Raw genomic sequence first — 20,815 nt, 5'->3', positions numbered from 1 at the left:
TTTTTAATTTACTCCTCCCACTCTGTATGGAAAATCCCTTCGCGGTCCACACGTTCGTAGGTGTGCGATCCAAAATAGTCGCGCTGGGCCTGGATGAGGTTCAACGGCAATCGGCTACTCGTATAGGCATCAAAATAGGTGAGGGCGTTGGAGAGTCCGGCCAGGGGAATGCCGTTGGTGGCACCATAGGCAGTCAACTCCCGTGCGGCACCCACGGTACCTTTCACTTTTTCCACAAAGGTTGGCGCCAACAAAAGGTTCTGAAGGTTTTCATGGGCGCGGTAGGCATTGGTAATATCGGCCAACAGGGCGGCCCGAATGATACATCCCGCACGCCAGATCTTGGCAATCTCGCCTAGTTCCAGTTCGTACCCATATTCCTTGGAGGCATCGGCCAATTGGTGCATGCCCTGCGCATAGGTCATAATAAAGGCAAAATAAAGGGCTTGCTCTGCTTTGGCGATAAAATCCGCTTTGTTCACGGCGGATGGAGTAGGACGGTCGTACAACGCATCGGCTTGTGTTCGTTCCTCTTTTAAGGCGGATATTTCCCGCATGCTCACGGCCACATCGATGGTTGGCACGGGAATGCCAAGATCCATTGCATTTTGAGAGGTCCATTTTCCAGTTCCCTTTTGCTTGGCCTTGTCCAAAATTTTGTCCACCAAATCGCCGTCGCCCAGATCATCTTTTTGTTCAAAGATTTCCGAGGTGATTTCCACCAAAAAGGATTGCAGTCGGCCTTGGTTCCATTTTGCAAACGTTTCGTGCAGTTCCGCATTGGAGAGCCCCCCGGCTTTTTTCAACAAATCATAGATTTCGGAAGTGAGCTGCATCAATCCGTATTCGATGCCATTGTGCACCATTTTTACGTAGTTTCCTGCCGATTTAGGTCCCAAATAGGCCACACAGGGCTCTCCGTTGTATTTGGCCGAGACGGCTTCAAAAATGGGCTTTACGTGCTGGTAAGCTTCTTTAGAACCTCCGGGCATAATACTGGGACCCCTTCGAGCACCCTTTGCGCCACCGGATACCCCGGCGCCGAAAAAGTTGATGCCCTTTTCCTTCAAATAGGCCTCACGTCGGTCCGTATCGGTAAAAAAGGAGTTGCCCCCGTCAATGATGATGTCCCCTTGGTCCAAATGAGGCAACAATCCTTCGATTACACTGTCCACAATTTTCCCTGCGGGTACCAAAAGCATAATTTTTCGGGGAGTAGTCAATGCATTTACGAAGGTTTTTACATCGCTGGTGGCGTTTACCTTGTCTGTATTGCCCCCTTCTTGGATCAATGCGTTCACTTTTTCTTCATCCAAATCGTTTCCGAAAGCGGTAAATCCGTTATCGGCCACATTCAGGATAAAATTACGTCCCATAACCCCAAGGCCCACAAGGCCAAAATCATACGTATCTGCCATCTGCTATTTTTTCGTCTTGTTCTGTTAATGCAACACTAAGGTTGCCTTTTCATGAAATAGGAACCTAAAATAAACCTTATATTCGTCATGCTCAAATATTAATGCACCGAATGGGGCAATGGGCAAAGCAACCTACCGGAAACCTGAAACACTATGAAGAAGACCGAAAACCAAATGCTCGTAATCTTTGGGGCATCGGGTGATTTAACGGCGCGAAAACTGGTCCCAGCGCTTTTCAATTTGTATTTGGCCAAACACCTTCCTGAAAACTTTGTGGTACTGGGGGTTAGCCGGAGCAATCTTTCGGATGAATCGTTCCGGGATCGAGTGGTCTACAACAGTGATTACCTGCAAGAAAAAATCAAAAAGAACAAAGACAGCGATATACAGGGGTTTGCGAATCGATTGTATTATGAGGACCTGGGCAGCAGCTACGATACCGATTTTGGGAGCTTGCGTAAACGCGTAGAAGCACTTAAGGAGAAGCATAGCATATCCGGCAATATCATTTATTACCTGTCCACACCGCCCACATTGTACGAGGCCATTGCCAAACGGTTATCTGAGTCGGGAATGAACGCCCAAGAGAATGGTTGGAAACGTTTGATCGTGGAAAAACCCTTTGGCTACAGCTTGGAAACGGCCAAAAACCTGAACAAAGGACTCCATCAATATTTTTCGGAGGGACAGATTTATCGAATTGACCATTATTTGGGCAAGGAAACCGTCCAAAACTTATTGGTGACCCGATTTGCCAACAGCATTTTTGAACCCCTTTGGAACCGGAATTATATCGAACATGTGGAAATCACCAATGCCGAGAGTGTCGGTGTGGAGAAACGTGGTGGCTATTATGATAAATCCGGAGCTTTACGTGACATGTTCCAAAACCATTTGCTCCAGATTGTTTCGTTGGTGGTGATGGAGCCACCGATCGGGGCCGAGGCGGAGGAAATCCGAAATGAAAAAGTAAAGGCGCTGAAATCACTACGGGTAATGACGGATGAGCAAATACTTTTTAAAAATACCATTCGTGCCCAGTATGTATCCTCCGTGGTAAATGGCGAAAAAGTGAAAGGGTATCGGGAAGAAGACGGTGTAGATCCCAATTCCACCACCGAAACTTTTGCAGCGGTCAAATTTTATGTGGATAACTGGCGTTGGCACGGTGTGCCCTTTTATGTGCGAACCGCCAAGCGAATGCCCACCAAGGTAACCGAGGTGGTGATACATTTTAAAGAACCGCACCATCAGATTTTCAATGAACCGGGGATGCACAAAAAAGACAACAAACTGATCATTCGCATTCAACCGGACGAGGGAATCTTGATCAAGTTTGGTGTTAAGGTTCCCGGCCAAGGATTTAAGGTGGAGCGGGCCAACCTCGATTTCTACTACTCTAGTTTGGCGGAAACCTACGTGATGGAGGCCTACGAGCGTTTGTTATTGGATGCCATGCAGGGCGATGCCACCCTTTATGCCCGAGCTGATGAGGTAGAGGCGGCATGGGAATTCGTTGATCCTATTTTGAACTATTGGCAAAACGGGAAAGACGTGCGCATGTACGGATATTCCGCAGGGGTTTGGGGCCCTGAAAATTCAGACCGCCTGTTTGAAGGTAACGGATTTTGGAGGAACCCAAGTGAAAACTTGGCCGATGATCCAGGCTATTGCGTGATCTGCTAATATCAATGTGCAATCCAAATAAACAATTGTCGGTTCGAGCGGAGTCGAGAACGCAAAACAAGTTAACATGGAAATAAGAGTATACAAGGATAAAAACGAAGTTGCTGATCAGTTTTCGGCCTATTTTGCGGAGAAGGTGAAGGGAAGGGATTCGTTCCATGTGGCTTTATCTGGCGGAAGCACGCCAAAAATTGTTTTTGATGTGTTGGCGGCCAATTTTGCCGATACCATTGATTGGAGCAGGGTGCATTTTTATTGGGGCGATGAACGCTGCGTACCCCCAACGGATGATGAGAGCAATTACAAAATGACCGTGGAGCACTTATTTTCCAAGATTGAGGTCCCCCATGAAAATATCAACCGTGTTTTGGGTGAAAAAGACCCAACAACCGAAGCCATGCGCTACGCCAATTTATTGGAAATTGATTTGGATAGGGTGGATGGGGTTCCCCAATTTGATTTGGTGATTTTGGGCATGGGCGATGACGGACATACGGCTTCCATTTTTCCCCACGAAATTGAATTATGGGAAGCGGCTGACCATTGTGTGGTGGCAACCCATCCTGATTCTGGGCAAAAAAGGGTATCCATCAATGGAAAAGTGATCAATATGGCTCAAGAAGTGGCTTTTTTGGTGACGGGTGCTTCAAAAGCCGAAAAAGTGGAAGCGGTGATTGAAAAAACTCCCGGACATGAAGCTTATCCGGCTTCACTTGTACAACCTATGTCAGGGAAATTGGTTTGGTTTTTGGACGCAGCGGCGGCTGCCAATCTCAGTCAAAATCCATCTTAACGTTTTCACCCTGAAGAAATTCCAAGAACTCGTTGACCTTAAAATTGGTGGATTCGAACTTATTGTCCCTTTGATTTGCTGAGCGTTTGCGTTCCTTGCTTCTGGCAAACCTACGAATGTCCTGCTTGGTCTTCAAAATGAGTCCGGGTACATTTTTGTTCTTGCCATCCTTCCCCTTGGCTACCATGGTAAAATAGGAAGAGTTACAATGTTTCACCATGCCGGTGGTCACGTTTTCCGATTCCACACGAACACCAACTACCATGGAAGTTTTACCCGTGTAGTTGATAGAGGCTTTCAAGGTGACCAAATCGCCCACCTCAATGGGATTGAGGAAATCCACTCGGTTTACCGAAGCGGTCACACAATAACTTTGGGAATGTTTGGAGGCACAGGCAAAAGCTATTTGGTCCATAAGGTTCAGAATGTGGCCTCCGTGTACTTTGCCCCCAAAGTTGGAATGGGAGGGAAGCATCAACTCGGTAATCGATACCCTACTTTCTTTGGATGACTTGAATTTTTGCATGTTCAGTTTCTTAAAAGCGGTGATTTTTCAGCACTTACTTCGGTAATGAAGTATTTGGTATCGCCCAGCCAGAAAAAAGAGGCATAGCGTTCTTTGTAGGTGACCTTTACATATTGCCCTTGGTATTCCTTCAATTTTTCGACTACCTCCTTTTCCTTGTCTTCCACGGAAAAGGAAAATACGTTGGTCCCGGACAAGCCTTGGCTGATCTGACCTTCCCATGTTTTCACTACAACCCCTTTTCTACTAAATTTCATAAGTTCCCCTGAGCGATAGCCAACACTATATGGCACATAATACACAAATGCCAAATAGGACCCGAATCCCAAAACGAGGACAGCGATCAATATGGTCAGGAATTTCTTCATGGGCTAATTAATTTAGTTCTTCCAATTCGTCTTCTTGAGCGCGTTTTAAAATGGGTTCTGGAAGTGCCTTTTTTGCTTTGGCACCCATTGTACGTAACTTTTCAATACTAGTGACGATATTTCCTCTCCCATCAAATAATTTGTTCATGGCGTTTTTGTATTCCCCTTTGGCATCGTCCATCTTTTTTCCCACTTGGGTCAAATCTTGCATAAAACCTACAAACTTATCATAAAGTGCCCCTGCCTGCCGGGCAATTTCCAAAGCATTGCGTTGCTGTTTTTCGTTGCTCCACATGGTATCGATGGTGCGCAAGGTGGCCAATAGGGTGGAAGGCGTCACGATGACTATATTTTGCTCAAATGCTTTGTTGTATAGGGAATTGTCCTCGTTGATGGCAATGGCAAAGGCAGGCTCGATGGGCACGAACATCAACACAAAATCGGGGCTTTCCATTTCATATAGGTCCTCATATTTTTTGGCCGAAAGTTGCTCTACATGCCTGCGAAGGGAATTGATGTGATCTTTTAGGAATTTGGGTTTATCGTCCTCCTCTGCATTGGTGTACCGCTCGTAATCGGTGAGGGATACCTTGGAATCCACCACCATTTTTTTGCCATCGGGTAGGTTGATGATCACATCGGGCATCACCCGTGAACCATCCTCCCGCTGAAAGCTTTGCTGTACACTGTATTCCCTATCTTTTTCTAAACCAGACTTTTCCAGTACGCGTTCCAAAACCAATTCCCCCCAATTCCCCTGCATTTTGCTGTCGCCTTTCAATGCCTTGGTCAAGTTTTCGGCTTCTTGGGTGATTTTTAAATTTTGGCTTTGTAGGGTGATCAATTGTTCCTTCAAAGCGGAGTGGATACTGATGTTCTCCTTTTGGGATAGTTCCACCTTCTCCTCAAACTCCTTTATTTTTTTATTGAGTGGGGTGAGGATATTTTCTATGTTTTCCTTGTTGCTCTTGGTGAATTTTTCACTTTTCTCTTCCAGGATTTTATTGGCCAAATTTTCAAACTCCTTGGTGAACTTTTCCTGAAGTTTTTCCACTTCCCGTTTTTGTTCGTTGAGTTTGTCTTCCAGATTGAGGGCATTGGCCTCTTCCCTGGCCAATTTTATTTCAAGGCTTGATTTTGCCTCACGAATGTTGTCCAACTCTTCTTTCAACTCAGAAATCTGACTTTCTGCTTTCTGATTTCTGTCCACCCAAATACTTTCGTTGGACTTCGTTTTTAATTTTTGAATGTACATTCCTGCAAAAAGCCCTAAGACAAGGGTAATCAGACCGATAATGATATAGATGAGTGCCTCGTTCATGTAAAGATTATGAAGGATAAAGATAACGGATTCGAATAGAAGCTGGAATAGAAATCCTCCTTACTTATTCACTCGGAATGAACCGGTCTTCGGGTCGAATTGGACCATATCCGCAGGGAATAAGTGCTCAAAATGTTTTTCTTCAATCAATTTGCAGGGATCTCCGAAAGGATTTTCCGAGCCATCCAATAGCAACATGCGGTCACATAACTGTATGGCCAGTTCAATTTCATGGGTGGTAAAAATGATGGTTTTTTTACGCTCATGGGCCAATTCCCGTAGCATTTTCAATATCTGTACTTTATGATACAAATCCAAATGGGTTGTTGGTTCGTCCAATAAGATTACGGGAGTGTCCTGGGCCATGGCGCGGGCAATGAGTACGCGCTGCAGCTGTCCATCACTCAGTTCATGGCATTTTCTATCCCGTAAATCGGTCAAGAGAAAGGCATTAAGGCTTTCTGAAATTTGATTTTTGTCTGTTTCAGTTAATTTGCCCATCCAATTGGTATACGGCTGTCTGCCCAGCGCAATCAATTCCTGAACGGTCAGGTTTTTGGAAGCAGGTGGCTCGGTAAGTACCACACTGAGTTCCTTGGCCAATTGTTCCGGTTGTTGACTTTCAAGATCGTGCCCCAATACTTGGATAAATCCCGACAACTTAGGTTGGAAGCCGCCGATGGTACGAAGCAAAGTCGATTTCCCAATCCCATTAATACCCACAATGGCACATAAACTTCCTGATTCCAGTGAAAAATTGATATTTTGGGCAATTTTTGTTTTGCCGTACCCAATGGATAAACCGCCAATCGAAATAGTATGTGAAAACTGGTAATCCATCAAAATATCATTTTTCGTTTTCGTACCAAAAGCCATATAACCACGGGCGCCCCGACCAACGCGGTTATAGCATTGATGGGCAGAATGTTTGCCGAGTTGGGCAACTGTGCAATCATATCGCAGAGCAGCATTAAAATGGCACCGTATAGGAATACAGCGGGAATCAAAATTTTATGCTCCATGGTGTCAAAAATTTGGCGGGTAAGATGGGGAACAGCCAAACCGACAAAGGCAATGGGTCCGGCAAATGCCGTGATTCCGCCTGCCAAAAGCCCTGTGGCCACAATAATGATCAATCGCGATTTTTTAAGTGATACTCCCAAGCTTTGCGCATAGTGTTCCCCCAATAAATAGGCATTCAGAGGTTTTAAAGAAATCATGCTCAATACAACACCCACCAGCACAATAAGGCCCAATAGCCATATTTGATTGGGATGGAGGTTGCCTACACTCCCAAACGACCAAAAGATAAACCGTTGCAACTGCTCCGCATTCGAAAAATAGGCCAAAACACTAACAATGGCCGAAGTGATGCTTCCGAACATCAAACCAATGATCAACAAGGCCATGGTGTCCTTGACCCGTTGCGCCACTAACATCACTACCGATAACACCAAAAAACTGCCAATGCTAGCGGCCAAAGCCATCGAAATATTGCCCAAAACGGAAAAAGTGCCCATTCCGGTCAGCAAGGAGGCACCCATTAATAAAAGTGCGGCTCCCAAACTGGCACCTGAACTGATGCCCAGCACAAATGGGCCGGCCAACGGATTTCGGAACAAAGTCTGCATCAACAAACCACTCAACGAAAGTCCACCACCGACCAAAATAGCGGTCAATGCCTTAGGAATGCGATATTCCCAAATGATGTACTGCCACGAATCCATTTCAGACGTTCCGCCAAATAGGATGGACCACATGTCGGCAAAAGGGATGTTTACCGAACCCGAACTGATATTTAAAAGACATGAGAGCACCAAGGCCAAGGCCATTAGACCAAACGAAAGGCGATATGTGCCGACCTTTTGCATTTAGTTCAATGGTTTGATAAAGTGAAGGGTATGGTTTGGCAATAATTCGGGATGTAAAATGGCAATGAAATCCTTCAAGACCAAATCAGGTCGCTGGGGGGCCATTTCATAGAATACGATTCCTCCTGTTGCACCTTTTTCAATCGCATTGGAATAGATTTTCCTAGTTGTGAATGCATCAAACTGGGTGTGGTGTGCATTCACCTCCGCCAGTTCATCATAGGAAATTTGGGAGGAAGGATTGAACCAATAATCAGCATGTTGGGCCTTATCAAGTACGGACTCCAAGCCCAAACCGATACTCCCGGTTTCCGCAGTATCTCCCCACAGGTAATCCGCATTGGCATCTTTGAGAAATTGGGCCATCCAACTGTTGCCCCCGGCCACATACCAAACATCTTTGTACAATCCACCCGTAAACACGGTGGGTTTGGTTTTTGCCTTCAAAGCCAAGGCTTTTGCTTGGTTGTAGGAATCTTCAATTTTGTTGAAGATGCTATCCGCCATTTGTTCCTTCTGAAAAAAAGGAGCAAAGAATTTGATCCATTCCGCTTTTCCCAAAGGTGTTTGTTCTGCCCAATCCCCATTATAGACCACGGGCATGCCTGCACGTTGGATCATATCATAGGCAGAATTGACTTCCGAAATACTGAAGCCGACCACCATTTCCGGATTCAGCAACAGCACCATTTCCGTATTGAGCAGTTCGTTCATGCCCAAATTTTTGATATGGCCATCTGCTATCCGTTTTCGTGCGTTAGGGGATGAGATATAATCCGTGTGGGGAAAACCGACAATGGCATCGAGTTCCCCCAAGGTTTCGATGGGGGCTATATGTGTGGTGGAGGTGACCACTATTTTTTCCACAGGTGTCCCTACAATGGCATCGAACCGATCCGAAGGTAAGGTAATGGACGCCAGTTTTTCCTTTGGAACAAGGGCATACCGGTACTTTTTTTCCGCTCCCGGCCAAGGCGAAAGTACTTCCAACTCGGTATAATTGGGATAGTGGACGACATTGAATCCAGTGGCGTGGTGCACCACCGAATCAGTGGGCTCAAGGCTCGGTTCCAAGGGCTTGTTTTGTTCCTTGCAGGAGAAAGTCAACAGTAGGATAGCGCCCAAAAGGGCATAAAAATAATTGCGTAGTGCTGCCATGGGGTCAAAAGTAAGATTATTTAACTTTTGAATAAAAAGATTAAACAGAATGATTACTTTCGTCCCGAATTTAGGTTCATGCAGGACTTTGTTCTTGTATGATTAAAAGGGAATCCGGTGAAAATCCGGAGCTGTTCCCGCAACTGTAAGCTTTGCCAAACCGGCACCTTTGTTTTTTAAACATTGGTTCGTAGTAGGTGGTTGTCTCAACTTCAAAGCCACTGCCCTTTGGGCGGGAAGGTAGAGTGCAATACGCAAGCCAGGAGACCTGCCAAATTCAAACAAATAATGTTAAACTTTCGGGATAAAAGTTTACGTATGGACATCATACTATTCTCCCGTTTATTCAATTAAACGAAATGAAAAAAAATCATTTGTGGTTAATCGCCGCCCTATTGGCGGGGAAGGGGCTCTTTGCACAAAATCAGCAGCAAGACACCCTAAAAGTGCATCAACTTGATGAAGTTGTGGTCAGCGATTCAAAATTTGAATTGAAGCGAGAAAACTCGGGTAAAACGGTGATCAAGATCACGGCGGAAGAGTTGGAACGCAATCAAGGCAGAACGGTGGCGGAGGTCATCAACGCCAAAAGCGGTATCGAAATTACGGGAAGTCGTGGAAGGGATGGTGATGTTTTGGGGGTGTATGCCCGTGGGGGGCGCGGTCGCCAAGTCCTTATTCTGATCGATGGGGTACGGGTTTCCGATCCTTCCACTTTTTCCCAAGAATATGACATGCGGTTGTTGTCGCCCACCAACATTGCTTCCATCGAGATCATTAAGGGGGCGGCCAGTACCTTGTACGGTACCAATGCGGCCACTGCGGTGATCAATATCACTACAAAAAGAAGCTCCGATAAGCACATCGCAGGGCGTTTTCAGACTAGTGTAGGTACCAATCAGACTGCAGAGGAACAAAATTACAACTTGGGGTCCATCAGCAATGCAGTCAATGTAAATGGTACGTTGGATAGATTCAGCTATGCAGTTGATTTTTCAAATCGCTACAAAAGCGGCCTGTCTGCAGCGGTGACACCGGAGAATGAAGAGGACATCTTTTCGCATTTCAGCACCAATGTTCGTTTGGGGTATCAATTTTCCGATGCCTTGGAGGTTGCTGTGTATGGCAACCAGACCAAATTCAGCAACGAATACGATGCCTCCTACGCCGATGCTCCCAATTTGGGCAAAAACCAACAGGATAGGGCAGGAGTGGCTGCCAATTTCAGCTATGGGAAGGGGAGTGTTCATTTAAATGCCGCCTATACCGAATATGAGACCCAATCCAAGGATACGTTTGGGGAAAGCGAAACGGAAGGCAACAACTGGGTTCTTGATGTGTACAACAAGTATGTTTTTGGCAAACAATGGCACACTGTACTTGGGGTTAACTTTATAAAAGACGAAGCGGTTTTCTCCGAGATGGCCGAATTTAACATCTTTGACCCCTATGCCAATGTGGTCTACATTTCCGACTTTGGACTCAACCTGAATGTTGGTGGTCGTTTAAACCATCACTCGGAATACGGGAACCATTTGGTCTATAATGTGAACCCGTCTTATGTTTTTACTACCAAAAAGGGCTATGTGAAGGTATTGGGGTCCTACGCCACATCGTACATCACACCAAATTTGACCCAATTGTTCGGGGCATTTGGGGGTAACCCGGATTTGGAACCGGAGGAGAACCGTACGATTGAGGGCGGACTGGAATATAAGCCTAATGGACAACTCAGACTAAGCACCGTGTATTTTGATCGTAATGAAAAGAACACCATTGGGTACGATGCCAATTTTACGAGCATTAACTTATCGGATGAAATCAACGCGCATGGTTTGGAAGTGGAACTCGGTTGGTTACCCGTGGATAATCTGCAGATTGATGCCAACTATACTTTCACGGAAAGAAAGGGCGACAATGCCATCCGAATTCCAAGACATAAGGCCAATCTTACTATCGGCTACCAATGGGAACAGACCCAATTTACCTTAGGTTATGCGTACACGGGCAGTCGATTGGATACCAATTTTATGACCTTTTCCAATGAAACATTGGAGGCTTTTTCCTTGGTCAATCTTACTATGGGGCATGAACTGATTCCGAATCGGTTAAGGGTTTTTCTGAATGTGGAGAACCTACTGAATGAAGAGTTTACCGAGGTCATCGGTTTTACCACACGGGGCCGAAACTTTCGAGCGGGGATGAACTTAAATTTTTAAAAGGAAAAAGCGGCCGATTGGCCGCTTTTTTTATTGAATGGATACGTTTGTCGGAAGTGGTTTGTCCAACCACATATTGTCTTTTATTGGTGTTTGTACTCTTGATGTAGTAAAAGACTCTGCTTTCATTTGTACACTGAAATCTTGTTTTGCAGATACTCCGGTGATTTCTTGCAAGGCCCTTGCCAGCAAAGGTTCATCCATATTGCCCAAAACACCTAGGTTACCAAGGTCTTCTGCCAGTTCAATATCAGGCGACAAGCCACTGGTGTAATCGTAGAAACCATTGGCGTTCTCGTTTCGGCCAACCAAAGGTTGCAGTCCCCAGCTGTTGTCGGGATTGATATTGCCTTCCCGATTGCTGTTGTAAATAAATGAATTGCCAGGATCATCCACCAACGTTATGGAGAATTCATTCTTGCCACGGGTGGTCTCTCCAATATGGATTACATTAACGTACGGATCCAAACCGTTCATGACCAATTCACTGGCAGAAGCTGAGCTATTTTGCGCCAATACAAAAACACGGCTCAAATTCATTGTATTGATAGGGCTGGAACCGGTGGAACTGGCAAAATAATCGGTGAGGAAATCGTCACTCAATTGTGCTTGAATTTTATCGTTCCATCGTTGACGGATGTATACTTCATTGGTATTGGTGCCGTAGATCATGCTGGCCAACAATCTTGAAGTGTTGACGGAACCTCCTGGATTGTACCTAAGATCCAACACCAGTTCGGTAGCCCCATTAGCCACAAATTGGGCGAAGGCTGCATTCAGTTCTTCATCAAAATTGCTCAAAAAGCGGTTGTACATCAAGTAGGCCACCTTGGTGCCGTTCACGTCCAAGGTCTCGGCAATCAAAATGGGATTCTCCACTTGGTTTTCCACTTTGGTCAGGCTTACGGTTCGGTTATCGTCCACCACGGTATTCCCTTCAATGTGGGCTATGCTCAATTCATAGGTATCGTTATCCCCGAACAACAAGTTGATATAGTTGTTAATGTTCAATTGTACACCATCAACCCTAAGGAAAATATCGCCGCGTTGTATATCCTTGGTCGAGGCATCCGAATCGGGCAAAATATATTGAACGTACCCGAAAATATCATCACTACCCGAAAAGCGAACCAAACCGAATTCCAGTCCATTACTTTTGGACACGCCTGAAAGATTGTTTACCAATTCTTTGTAATCGTCATTTAGAAAACTGAAACGGTCTTCGCTGAACAATAATTTGTCATTGTAAAAACTTTCTGGATTGGGATTGGCTTCCAAGAATTCGGTGTATGCCGCATTGGTGGCAAATCTATCGTCGGCCAGGTCCGGCACTTCTGCTTGCCAAAAGTACCATAGGTTCAAGGCTTGCCACATAAAATTTTGGACCGTTACGTCTTGGGCAACGGGATCGGGATCGGGGGTTGGCCCATTTTTGATTTGGTCATCATCCTTGTTACAGGAGGCCAAAACCATTACCATACCCATAAACAGTAAAAAGAACTTTTTCATAGCTAAAATTTAATCAAGGGTTCCGCAAAATTCGTTCCAACCAATTGGAAACCTATAAAAACCGTTGGGACACCAGTAATTTTCATAGTATTTTACCCTGCAAAATAGGGACATATCAGGAGATTGCAAATTTTTTGTAACAAATTTCGATATGTGTCGTCGTGATTATGTAGGGCTATTAAAAAGAGCCTGAACAACTAAAACAACCGATGAAACAAACAGAATTTTTAAACGTGGTGATGCCCTTTAAAGACAAATTATACCGGATGGCCAAGCGCCTACTGGTGTCCAGGGAAGAAGCGGAGGATGCCACACAGGAAATTTTGTTGAAGTTATGGTCGAAAAATGAGTCGATGGGAGAGTATAAAAACGTAGAGGCCTTTGCCATGACCATGACCAAAAACTTTTGTTTGGACCGATTGAAATCCAAGCAAGCAGGCAACCTAAAATTGGTGCACAGCAATTACACGGATGAAAATGCGTCGCTTCAGCGACAATTGGAGGCCGAAGACAGTGTAAGTTGGATGGAGCGCATCATGGAGGACCTGCCAGAACAACAAAAAATGGTATTGCAACTACGCGACGTGGAGCAATACGAGTTCGAGGAAATCTGCGAACTATTGGACATGAAACCGACGGCAGTACGAGTAGCATTGTCGAGGGCAAGAAAAACAGTAAGAGAAGAATTGATAAAAAAACACAGCTATGGAATTGGGTAACATAGAAAAAATATTGGAAAAGTATTTCGAGGCTTCTACCACAGTGGCCGAAGAAGGAACACTAAGGGAGTATTTCGCACAAGATAGCGTAGCACCGCACTTGGAACAGTACAGACCCATGTTCAACTACTTTTCCATCGCCAAGGAAGAAAAGTACACCAAGCAGGTACCATTAAAACCTAGAGTAAACTATTACAAGTGGCTTTCCGTTGCAGCGGCAGTAGTTTTGACCTTTGGCCTCTATTTTGGTAAGGAATACCAAGAAAGAAAACAGGCAGAATATGCCTATCAGGAAACAAAAAAAGCATTCGAGCTTTTGGCAGAGAATTTTGGCCGGGGAACAGAAAAAGTGGCCTATCTGAAAGAGTTCGACCAAGCAAAAGAGAAAATTTACAACAACAATTAAAAAACGTAAAAAATGAAAAAGTATATTTTAATCACAGTTATCGCCTTATTGCCATTAGCCGGATTTTCGCAATCCCTTTTCGACAAGTTCGAGGATCTGGATGATGTAACATCGGTGGTCGTGAACAAGAGCATGTTCAACTTATTGGCGAAAATTGATGTAGAGGTGGATGATCCCGAAGCCAGGGACTTTATGGACATCGCCAGCAGTCTACAGAGTTTGAAGGTGTTCACAACCGATAACAAAAGTATCGGTGCCGATATGAAATCGGCCGTGAACAGCTACCTGAGCTCCTCCAAAATGGAAGAGTTGATGCGAGTGAAGGACAAAGATGCCAATGTGAAATTCTACATCAAACAAGGTCGCGATGCCGACCACGTAAGCGAACTGTTGATGTTCATTACAGGAATGAAGGATGTGGATTCCAATGGAAGACATTTTGAGACCGTGATCCTATCCCTTACCGGTGACATCGATTTGAACAAGATCAATTCGTTGACCAAAAAGATGAACCTTCCTGAGGAATTGAATAAGGCTGGAAAAAATGAGAACTAATAAAAGTATCAGAGTACAGGTGATAGTTTTTATTGTCACCTGTATTCCCTTTTTTGGCATTTCTCAATCCATATTCGATAAATTTGAAGATTCTGATAGAATAGGATCGGTAATTATCAATAAAGGTATGCTTGATATAGTTACCAATATGATGTCAGAAGATGATGATCCTGAAAGTCGGGATTTTATATCAATTGCAAAAAACGTAAACAATATCAAAATCTTTATTTCAGAAGATGAGGGAGCATCCGCGGACATGTCGGTTACCATGATGCAATATGTAAAATCTTCAAGTTTGCAAGAATTAATGAAAGTTAGGGAGGGTGATACAAAAATGAGTTTTTACATTAAGGAGGGAAAAGATGAGAATCATGTTGAAGAACTTTTAATGTTTGTAACTGGAATGGATAAAATGGAAAGCGGGAAAAAATATTCAAAATCAGAAACAGTTTTGCTTACTATGACTGGAAATATTGATTTGACCAAAGTAGGAGCACTTACCAAAAAAATGAACCTTCATAATGGGTTGGATAAATTGGATAGAAAGTAAATCAATCAAAAAAATAGAGACATGAAAAGTATTTTTAAAAGTATAGTGGTATTGGGAGCGGTGTTACTGGCTAGAGACATGAAAAGTATTTTTAAAAGTATAGTGGTATTGGGAGCGGTGTTACTGGCTTCCTGCTCCTCGCAACAGAGTTTGCAGGAGTACTATGTGGACAATTCGGAGAATCCGAACTTTTTGTCCATCGATGTGCCTGCCAGCATCCTGAAAATGGAAGGGATAGACCTTACCCCGACCCAAAAGGAGGCCGTGGAATCCTTGCGAAAGTTCAACTTGTTGGCTTTCAAAAAGAATGATGACAACGCCGCGGAGTACGAAATGGAGAAGAAAAAGGTGAAAGAAATCTTGAAGGGCGATGACTTTGTGGAATTGATGAAGATCAACTCCCAGTACGGCAAGGGCGTGATCAAATATTTAGGTGAAGAAGATGCCATCGATGAAGTGATCATCTACGGCGACCACAAGGATAAAGGTTTTGCCTTGGTACGTGTATTGGGCAAGGATATGAATCCCGCACACATTGTGCAGTTGATGCAGGCCATCCAAAAGTCTGAATACAAAGGCGAAGGCTTGGGCGAGATCGGCCAATTTTTGAAAGGCTAAGACCAATCATCATAAATTTTGGGTAGGGCGACATTTGTCGCCCTTTTCTTTTTTAAATCACCCGACTATTCCAAATTGGTGACCTTCTTTAGTAAATTAGTGTCTCAAAATTAGAACACTAACAAAATCAGACACCATGGAAAAAGCTGAAGAATGGATCAATTACGGTCTAGATCTGGCCAAGGACTTTGGCCCCAAACTCATTACTGCCATCCTCATTTATATTTTGGGGATGTGGGTGATCACAAAAATCGTAAAGGGCACCCGTAAGGTAATGTCCAAGAGCAAGTACGATGAATCCCTACAAAGGTTTCTGCTCAATCTGTTTTCCTGGGCGCTTAAAATATTCCTGATCATCATCGTAATTTCCCGATTGGGGGTCGATGTAACCGCCTTTGCCGCCGTAATCGCCGCTGCTGGTTTGGCCGTGGGCTTGGCCTTACAGGGTTCTTTGTCCAACTTTGCAGGAGGGGTGCTGCTTATGATCTTTAAACCATACAAAATTGGTGACCTTATAGAGGCACAGGGTGTGCTGGGAGTGGTAAAGGGCATCGAAATTTTCACCACCAAGCTGGTGACCCCACAGAACAAACTGGCCATTGTGCCCAACGGCGCCATGGCCAACGGCAACATCATCAACTATACGGCTGAGGGAAAAATGAGGGTAGACACGGTAATTGGGGTCGGCTATGGCGAGGACATCAAAAAAACCAAGGAAGTGCTATTACAGGTGCTTACATCCAATCCAAAGGTGCTGCAAGACCCACCACCTTCGGTAAATGTGATGGAATTGGCAGACAGTTCCGTCAATTTTGCGGTACGGCCTTTCTGCAAACCCGAAGATTATTGGGATGTGTACTTCAATACCTATGAAAACTGCAAGTTGGCCTTGGATGCGGCCGGAATCGAGATTCCATATCCGCATCGTGTGATGATTGGACAAAAGGCATAGAGGTACACCTTGTCATTCTGAGCGAAGCGAAGAATCTCATCAGAAGATTTCTCACACTCCCATAGGTCGGTTCGAAATGACACCTCACATATGGCATTACACCCCGGTATAATTCGCTGGGGTGATTTGTTTTAATTCGGTTTTGATGGTGTCAGAAACTTCCAATGTGTCAATAAAGTCGGCGATGGATTTCTGGGTTATTTTCTCGTTGGTGCGGGTCAATCCTTTCAAGGCTTCGTAAGGGTTGGGATACCCTTCCCTACGCAAAATGGTCTGGATGGCCTCGGCCACCACGGCCCAGTTGTCTTCCAAATCTTTCTCGAACTTCTCTTTGTTGAGCACCAATTTGTTCAAGCCTTTCAGTGTGGATTGAAACCCGACCAAGGTATGGGCAAACGGTACACCCACGTTGCGCAAAACGGTACTGTCGGTAAGGTCGCGTTGCAATCGGGAAATGGGCAATTTGGCGGACAAATGCTCAAAAATGGCGTTGGCCAACCCCAAATTTCCTTCGGAATTTTCAAAATCGATGGGATTTACCTTATGCGGCATGGCCGATGACCCTACTTCACCCTTCTTGATCTTTTGTTTGAAGTAATCCATCGAAATGTACGTCCACATATCGCGATCCAAATCGATCAAAATGGTATTGATGCGCTTCAAACAATCAAACAGGGCGGCCATGTGGTCGTAATGTTCAATCTGGGTGGTAGGGAAGGAGTGGTACAACCCCAATTTTTCCTGTACGAACTGTTGCCCAAATGCTTTCCAGTCGTTGTTCGGGTAGGCCACTTTGTGCGCATTGTAATTTCCAGTGGCACCACCAAATTTGGCAGCACTGGGAATGTCGTTCAATAAATTGAACTGTTCTTTAAAGCGCTCCACGAACACATCAATTTCCTTGCCCAAACGGGTAGGGGAGGCCGGCTGACCATGCGTACGGGCCAACATGGGGATGTTCTCCCATTCCGAGGCCAATTCCTTCAATTTTTCAAAAACCTCAAAATATGCCGGAACGTAGACTTCGTTCATGGCTTCTTTGATGGAAAGCGGTATAGCAGTGTTGTTGATGTCCTGGGAAGTCAATCCAAAGTGGATGAACTCCTTATATTTCTGAAGATTTAAAGCATCAAATTTTTGTTTGATGAAGTATTCCACGGCCTTCACATCGTGGTTGGTGGTCTTTTCAATATCTTTTATGGCCTGGGCATCTTCCGACGTGAAATCTTGATAGATTTTTTGCAGTTCCGGAAACAATGCCGTGTTAAAATCTGCCAGTTGGGGCAACGGAATCTCACAAAGTGCGATAAAATATTCGATCTCAACTTGAACGCGGTACTTGATCAATGCCTCCTCTGAAAAATAGTGCTGAAGGGCCTCGGTTTTGTTTCGGTATCGCCCATCGATGGGCGAAATGGCATTTAGTTGGGTCAACGACATGGTCCTATGGATTTTGAAAGCTACAAAGATACTTAAACGCCACAGTTTAGCTACCCAATTTGGCCAACTTATCCAAGGTTTTTTTAGCCCTGTTCTGATAACCGGTACTGCCATTTGCGTAGGTGTCCAACAAAACCTGTTTCAGTTCGGGATGCACCCATGGGAATTTCAGGCCCAAATAGTACAGGCTTGTCATGGCAAACACCTTAGGTGCGATGTTCAACGGGCCAATGAGCCAATCAAAGCAACAGGTCATCAATTTCTCGAGTTGGTCATCTGTGATGTTCTTTACAAAAACTGGGTCCTTCTTTTTGAAATAGGCCTCACAGATCATCTCACAGACATGGGCCATGGGACGAATGCAGGAATCGGTTTTCAATTGCGACAATCCATCGACAAATACTTCAAAAATGGGCAGCAGGTATTCCAATTTTTTACGCATTAAATGGTCAAAGGTCCAACTGGCATAAAAATCGCCGGTACCATCTTCCAAAAGCACCAATTGAAACAATTTTTTGACCAGCTCGGGTTGATGCACCAAAACACCGACCAAAGTATCTACCCGATCCTTAGAAATCCGTCCTGAAGTGAGCGCAATATGCAGTTCTTTTTCGGTCACAAAAGCGTATATTTACGAAAACCCTTATGTGATGAAAATAGTAAAAAAAATAGCAATTGCCCTATTGGTCGTTCTAGTGGGCATGCAGTTTTTCCGACCTGAAAAGAATCAGGCAGAAGGCGATTATGTGGCTGCTTTTGTTGCCGAGACACAACCGAGTCCCGAAGTTCAGGGCATATTAAAATCGGCCTGTTATGATTGTCACAGTGCCAACACCAATTATCCATGGTACAGCAATGTGGCACCGATTTCCTATTGGTTGGCCGACCACATTGAAGAGGGCAAGGAGCATTTGGATTTCTCGGATTGGGCCAACTACACCGCCAAAAAGAAGGACCACAAATTGGAAGAATTGGTAGAGGAGGTCAAAGAAGGGGAAATGCCCCTAAACGAATACACTTGGACCCATGCCGATGCCCGTTTGACCCAAGAACAGATCACCGCTTTGTTGACTTGGGCCGAAGAAACTAGGAAAAAGTATTAAAAAGTTGCTCCACCAAAGGTGGAACGCCAGCTACGGCCGTTTTTGGGATTACCGTAAGGTTGCCAAAATCGGACTCACGAACGTTTGGTCTGGGATCGATAAAATAAATGGGAGTCCTTGTGTCCACATAATGGATCAGACTTGCTGCCGGATACACCTGCATGGAAGTGCCGACAATGATCAAAATATCGGCTTGTTGGGTAATTTGGGCCGCAGTTTGCAATAAAGGTACCATTTCCCCAAACCAGACAATATGTGGTCGCAATTGATGGCCGTAAGGATCGGTATCGCCTAGAACAAGGTCTTTTTTCCACTCCAGAATATGGTTTTCATCCCTGGTACTTCGCACCTTGAACAATTCCCCATGCAAATGTACCACGTGGGTGCTTCCGGCCTGTTCATGAAGGTTATCGATATTTTGGGTCACAATGCTCACATCAAATTGGGCTTCGAGTTCAGCAAGGGCCAAATGCCCTTGGTTCGGGCTTACTTCCAATAACTGTCGTCGCCGTTGGTTGTAAAATTCCAGTACCAATTCCGGATTGCGTGCAAAACCTTGGGGCGAGGCCACTTCCATCACGTCATGGCCCTCCCAAAGCCCATCGGCATCGCGAAAGGTTTTCAATCCGCTTTCGGCGCTCATTCCAGCACCAGTCAGAACAACTATTTTCTTTTTGGTCATCTTTGCTTGTTGTTTCCCGTAAATTTAGGAAAATGCAAAGGTTAATTGAGGTGTTAGGCAGTCCTCTTGCGCTTTGTTTTTGGAGTAAGTTTGGCATGTGCCCTAACTGGAAAAGTACCCATTCCTTTGATTTTTGGAGGAATTGCACTAAAGGTAAAGCCATTGCTTGGCAAATTGTTCAGGTTACAGAGATGTTCCACTATCAATATTCCAGCGCCCAAAAGTATCGTGTGAACAGGTCTTGAACCTACATGGGTATTGTCAATATTGTAGGAATCGATCCCCACTAACTTTACATTACATTTTTTTAAGTATTCTGCAGCACCTTGCGTAAGGTAAGGATGGTTTTCAAAGTATGTTTCCGTTTTCCAATGACAGTCCCACCCTGTATGGATCAGAACTGCTCGATTATTTACTTCATGGAGTTTTAAATGGTCTTCGGTTATTTGCAGCGATTCACTGTACGGTACACTAATCACAATGGCTTCAAGGTCTGTAAAACAATCCAAACCTACTTCAGAAAGGTCTTTTCCATCTTCAAACCGGTGAAATGGACAATCTATATAGGTCCCGGTATTGGATACCATTTCAATTTTACCAATTTGGAATTCGGTTCCTTTCTCATAAAACTGTTTGGAATCTTCTCTACTTAAATAATCGCAAATTATAGGTGCCGGAAGTCCTTTATAGGTGATAAGTCCATCTTCAATAGTGTGACTCAAATCAACAGTTAATTTATTGGCTTTTTTCATATCCTAGCAATTGTTTATCCTATTATCAGCCATTAATGCATGTGAGGTATCTTTTTGGTCGTTCCTTATAATGTCCCATTTCAATAAACACAAAAAATATCGAATAGATAGAAAAACCGAACATGTTGGATGGGATTAGTTGTTTATGGAAAGTTGTGAGACTTTTTAT

22 protein-coding genes and 1 riboswitch are annotated in these 20,815 nt (G+C 44.5%); of the genes, 10 read left to right on the top strand and 12 right to left on the bottom strand.

Annotation, left to right across the window (positions count from 1 at the left end; all coding sequences use genetic code 11):
• Window positions 1-8 precede the first annotated feature (8 nt).
• On the bottom strand, window positions 9-1,418 hold the full coding sequence (gndA, locus tag EO131_RS08935) for an NADP-dependent phosphogluconate dehydrogenase (RefSeq protein WP_127020989.1): 1,410 nt from the start codon (window positions 1,416-1,418) through the stop codon (window positions 9-11).
• A gap of 153 nt (window positions 1,419-1,571) precedes the next feature.
• Between gndA and zwf the strand changes: the two genes are divergently transcribed.
• Both zwf and pgl read left to right on the top strand, forming a co-directional pair.
• Complete coding sequence (zwf, locus tag EO131_RS08930; protein ID WP_127020986.1) at window positions 1,572-3,104, top strand: glucose-6-phosphate dehydrogenase; 1,533 nt, start codon at window positions 1,572-1,574, stop codon at window positions 3,102-3,104.
• Window positions 3,105-3,171: 67 nt separating this feature from the next.
• The gene (gene pgl / locus EO131_RS08925; RefSeq protein ID WP_127020984.1) at window positions 3,172-3,897 is read left to right on the top strand and encodes a 6-phosphogluconolactonase; all 726 of its coding nucleotides are present in this window, start codon (window positions 3,172-3,174) and stop codon (window positions 3,895-3,897) included.
• Here the strand turns inward: pgl and EO131_RS08920 are convergent.
• Genes EO131_RS08920 through EO131_RS08895 form a run of 6 tightly spaced genes read right to left on the bottom strand, consistent with a single transcriptional unit; the run spans window position 3,878 to window position 9,141 of the window.
• Window positions 3,878-4,423 carry an acyl-CoA thioesterase gene (locus EO131_RS08920; protein WP_127020982.1) on the bottom strand — a complete coding sequence of 182 codons (546 nt, stop codon included), beginning with the start codon at window positions 4,421-4,423 and terminating at the stop codon, window positions 3,878-3,880. The two genes, pgl and EO131_RS08920, sit on opposite strands and share 20 nt — an antisense overlap.
• Window positions 4,424-4,425: 2 nt before the next feature.
• Window positions 4,426-4,791, bottom strand: a complete 366-nt coding sequence (locus tag EO131_RS08915; RefSeq protein WP_127020980.1) for a 6-phosphogluconate dehydrogenase — start codon at window positions 4,789-4,791, stop codon at window positions 4,426-4,428.
• A gap of 7 nt (window positions 4,792-4,798) precedes the next feature.
• Window positions 4,799-6,112 carry a DNA recombination protein RmuC gene (locus tag EO131_RS08910; RefSeq protein WP_127020978.1) on the bottom strand — a complete coding sequence of 438 codons (1,314 nt, stop codon included), beginning with the start codon at window positions 6,110-6,112 and terminating at the stop codon, window positions 4,799-4,801.
• Between the two features lie 60 nt (window positions 6,113-6,172).
• Window positions 6,173-6,952 carry an ABC transporter ATP-binding protein gene (locus EO131_RS08905; protein WP_127020976.1) on the bottom strand — a complete coding sequence of 260 codons (780 nt, stop codon included), beginning with the start codon at window positions 6,950-6,952 and terminating at the stop codon, window positions 6,173-6,175.
• Entirely contained in the window at window positions 6,952-7,983 is a 1,032-nt protein-coding gene (locus EO131_RS08900; RefSeq protein ID WP_127020974.1) for a FecCD family ABC transporter permease, read from the bottom strand. Before EO131_RS08900 ends, EO131_RS08905 begins: the two co-directional genes overlap by 1 nt.
• Complete coding sequence (locus EO131_RS08895) at window positions 7,984-9,141, bottom strand: ABC transporter substrate-binding protein (protein WP_127020972.1); 1,158 nt, start codon at window positions 9,139-9,141, stop codon at window positions 7,984-7,986.
• Window positions 9,142-9,196: 55 nt separating this feature from the next.
• A riboswitch (cobalamin riboswitch) is annotated at window positions 9,197-9,431 on the top strand.
• A gap of 69 nt (window positions 9,432-9,500) precedes the next feature.
• Here EO131_RS08895 and EO131_RS08890 point away from each other — a divergent pair.
• Window positions 9,501-11,360 (top strand): TonB-dependent receptor plug domain-containing protein, encoded by a 1,860-nt coding sequence (locus EO131_RS08890; RefSeq protein ID WP_127020970.1) that lies wholly within the window; start codon window positions 9,501-9,503, stop codon window positions 11,358-11,360.
• 30 nt (window positions 11,361-11,390) lie between these two features.
• Here the strand turns inward: EO131_RS08890 and EO131_RS08885 are convergent, their stop codons facing one another.
• A complete protein-coding gene (locus EO131_RS08885) occupies window positions 11,391-12,869 on the bottom strand; it encodes a S41 family peptidase (protein ID WP_127020967.1) in 1,479 nt (492 codons plus the stop codon).
• 209 nt (window positions 12,870-13,078) lie between these two features.
• Here EO131_RS08885 and EO131_RS08880 point away from each other — a divergent pair, with 209 nt between their 5' ends.
• The 6 genes from EO131_RS08880 (at window position 13,079) to EO131_RS08855 (ending at window position 16,669) form a co-directional block, all read left to right on the top strand.
• Window positions 13,079-13,588, top strand: coding sequence for an RNA polymerase sigma factor (locus EO131_RS08880; RefSeq protein ID WP_127020965.1), 510 nt, complete (start codon window positions 13,079-13,081; stop codon window positions 13,586-13,588).
• The gene (locus EO131_RS08875; protein ID WP_127020963.1) at window positions 13,575-13,994 is read left to right on the top strand and encodes a hypothetical protein; all 420 of its coding nucleotides are present in this window, start codon (window positions 13,575-13,577) and stop codon (window positions 13,992-13,994) included. Before EO131_RS08880 ends, EO131_RS08875 begins: the two co-directional genes overlap by 14 nt.
• Before the next feature lie 12 nt (window positions 13,995-14,006).
• Entirely contained in the window at window positions 14,007-14,549 is a 543-nt protein-coding gene (locus EO131_RS08870) for a DUF4252 domain-containing protein (RefSeq protein WP_127020961.1), read from the top strand.
• Window positions 14,539-15,099 carry a DUF4252 domain-containing protein gene (locus EO131_RS08865; RefSeq protein WP_127020959.1) on the top strand — a complete coding sequence of 187 codons (561 nt, stop codon included), beginning with the start codon at window positions 14,539-14,541 and terminating at the stop codon, window positions 15,097-15,099. The genes EO131_RS08870 and EO131_RS08865 overlap by 11 nt, the downstream gene beginning before the upstream one ends.
• A 78-nt stretch (window positions 15,100-15,177) precedes the next feature.
• Entirely contained in the window at window positions 15,178-15,717 is a 540-nt protein-coding gene (locus EO131_RS08860; protein WP_127021404.1) for a DUF4252 domain-containing protein, read from the top strand.
• Window positions 15,718-15,853: 136 nt separating this feature from the next.
• Window positions 15,854-16,669 (top strand): mechanosensitive ion channel family protein, encoded by an 816-nt coding sequence (locus EO131_RS08855; RefSeq protein WP_127020957.1) that lies wholly within the window; start codon window positions 15,854-15,856, stop codon window positions 16,667-16,669.
• Between the two features lie 96 nt (window positions 16,670-16,765).
• Here EO131_RS08855 and purB read toward each other — a convergent pair whose 3' ends face one another.
• Window positions 16,766-18,109 (bottom strand): adenylosuccinate lyase, encoded by a 1,344-nt coding sequence (gene purB / locus EO131_RS08850; RefSeq protein ID WP_127020955.1) that lies wholly within the window; start codon window positions 18,107-18,109, stop codon window positions 16,766-16,768.
• A gap of 46 nt (window positions 18,110-18,155) precedes the next feature.
• Complete coding sequence (locus EO131_RS08845; RefSeq protein ID WP_127020953.1) at window positions 18,156-18,728, bottom strand: hypothetical protein; 573 nt, start codon at window positions 18,726-18,728, stop codon at window positions 18,156-18,158.
• A 31-nt stretch (window positions 18,729-18,759) separates the two neighbouring features.
• On the opposite strand from EO131_RS08845, the gene EO131_RS08840 reads away from it, so the two are divergent.
• Window positions 18,760-19,212, top strand: coding sequence for a heme-binding domain-containing protein (locus EO131_RS08840; protein WP_127020951.1), 453 nt, complete (start codon window positions 18,760-18,762; stop codon window positions 19,210-19,212).
• Here the strand turns inward: EO131_RS08840 and EO131_RS08835 are convergent.
• Window positions 19,196-19,894, bottom strand: coding sequence for an SIR2 family NAD-dependent protein deacylase (locus EO131_RS08835; protein ID WP_127020949.1), 699 nt, complete (start codon window positions 19,892-19,894; stop codon window positions 19,196-19,198). The genes EO131_RS08840 and EO131_RS08835 overlap by 17 nt on opposite strands.
• A gap of 53 nt (window positions 19,895-19,947) precedes the next feature.
• Complete coding sequence (locus EO131_RS08830; RefSeq protein WP_127020947.1) at window positions 19,948-20,646, bottom strand: cyclase family protein; 699 nt, start codon at window positions 20,644-20,646, stop codon at window positions 19,948-19,950.
• Between the last annotated feature and the right edge of the window lie 169 nt (window positions 20,647-20,815).

The organism is Flagellimonas beolgyonensis (assembly GCF_003992615.1).
Taxonomy (GTDB): Bacteria; Bacteroidota; Bacteroidia; order Flavobacteriales; family Flavobacteriaceae; genus Flagellimonas; species Flagellimonas beolgyonensis.
Note: the sequence above shows the minus strand (reverse complement) of the source record. Positions and strands in the feature narration are given on the sequence as shown.

What these genes read in the sequence shown, in the direction of transcription:
- gndA (WP_127020989.1), bottom strand. Translation starts at nt 1,418, where the DNA reads ATGGCAGATACGTATGATTTTGGCCTTGTGGGCCTTGGGGTTATGGGA.
- zwf (WP_127020986.1), top strand. Translation starts at nt 1,572, where the DNA reads ATGAAGAAGACCGAAAACCAAATGCTCGTAATCTTTGGGGCATCGGGT.
- pgl (WP_127020984.1), top strand. Translation starts at nt 3,172, where the DNA reads ATGGAAATAAGAGTATACAAGGATAAAAACGAAGTTGCTGATCAGTTT.
- EO131_RS08920 (WP_127020982.1), bottom strand. Translation starts at nt 4,423, where the DNA reads ATGCAAAAATTCAAGTCATCCAAAGAAAGTAGGGTATCGATTACCGAG.
- EO131_RS08915 (WP_127020980.1), bottom strand. Translation starts at nt 4,791, where the DNA reads ATGAAGAAATTCCTGACCATATTGATCGCTGTCCTCGTTTTGGGATTC.
- EO131_RS08910 (WP_127020978.1), bottom strand. Translation starts at nt 6,112, where the DNA reads ATGAACGAGGCACTCATCTATATCATTATCGGTCTGATTACCCTTGTC.
- EO131_RS08905 (WP_127020976.1), bottom strand. Translation starts at nt 6,952, where the DNA reads ATGGATTACCAGTTTTCACATACTATTTCGATTGGCGGTTTATCCATT.
- EO131_RS08900 (WP_127020974.1), bottom strand. Translation starts at nt 7,983, where the DNA reads ATGCAAAAGGTCGGCACATATCGCCTTTCGTTTGGTCTAATGGCCTTG.
- EO131_RS08895 (WP_127020972.1), bottom strand. Translation starts at nt 9,141, where the DNA reads ATGGCAGCACTACGCAATTATTTTTATGCCCTTTTGGGCGCTATCCTA.
- EO131_RS08890 (WP_127020970.1), top strand. Translation starts at nt 9,501, where the DNA reads ATGAAAAAAAATCATTTGTGGTTAATCGCCGCCCTATTGGCGGGGAAG.
- EO131_RS08885 (WP_127020967.1), bottom strand. Translation starts at nt 12,869, where the DNA reads ATGAAAAAGTTCTTTTTACTGTTTATGGGTATGGTAATGGTTTTGGCC.
- EO131_RS08880 (WP_127020965.1), top strand. Translation starts at nt 13,079, where the DNA reads ATGAAACAAACAGAATTTTTAAACGTGGTGATGCCCTTTAAAGACAAA.
- EO131_RS08875 (WP_127020963.1), top strand. Translation starts at nt 13,575, where the DNA reads ATGGAATTGGGTAACATAGAAAAAATATTGGAAAAGTATTTCGAGGCT.
- EO131_RS08870 (WP_127020961.1), top strand. Translation starts at nt 14,007, where the DNA reads ATGAAAAAGTATATTTTAATCACAGTTATCGCCTTATTGCCATTAGCC.
- EO131_RS08865 (WP_127020959.1), top strand. Translation starts at nt 14,539, where the DNA reads ATGAGAACTAATAAAAGTATCAGAGTACAGGTGATAGTTTTTATTGTC.
- EO131_RS08860 (WP_127021404.1), top strand. Translation starts at nt 15,178, where the DNA reads ATGAAAAGTATTTTTAAAAGTATAGTGGTATTGGGAGCGGTGTTACTG.
- EO131_RS08855 (WP_127020957.1), top strand. Translation starts at nt 15,854, where the DNA reads ATGGAAAAAGCTGAAGAATGGATCAATTACGGTCTAGATCTGGCCAAG.
- purB (WP_127020955.1), bottom strand. Translation starts at nt 18,109, where the DNA reads ATGTCGTTGACCCAACTAAATGCCATTTCGCCCATCGATGGGCGATAC.
- EO131_RS08840 (WP_127020951.1), top strand. Translation starts at nt 18,760, where the DNA reads ATGAAAATAGTAAAAAAAATAGCAATTGCCCTATTGGTCGTTCTAGTG.
- EO131_RS08835 (WP_127020949.1), bottom strand. Translation starts at nt 19,894, where the DNA reads ATGACCAAAAAGAAAATAGTTGTTCTGACTGGTGCTGGAATGAGCGCC.
- EO131_RS08830 (WP_127020947.1), bottom strand. Translation starts at nt 20,646, where the DNA reads ATGAAAAAAGCCAATAAATTAACTGTTGATTTGAGTCACACTATTGAA.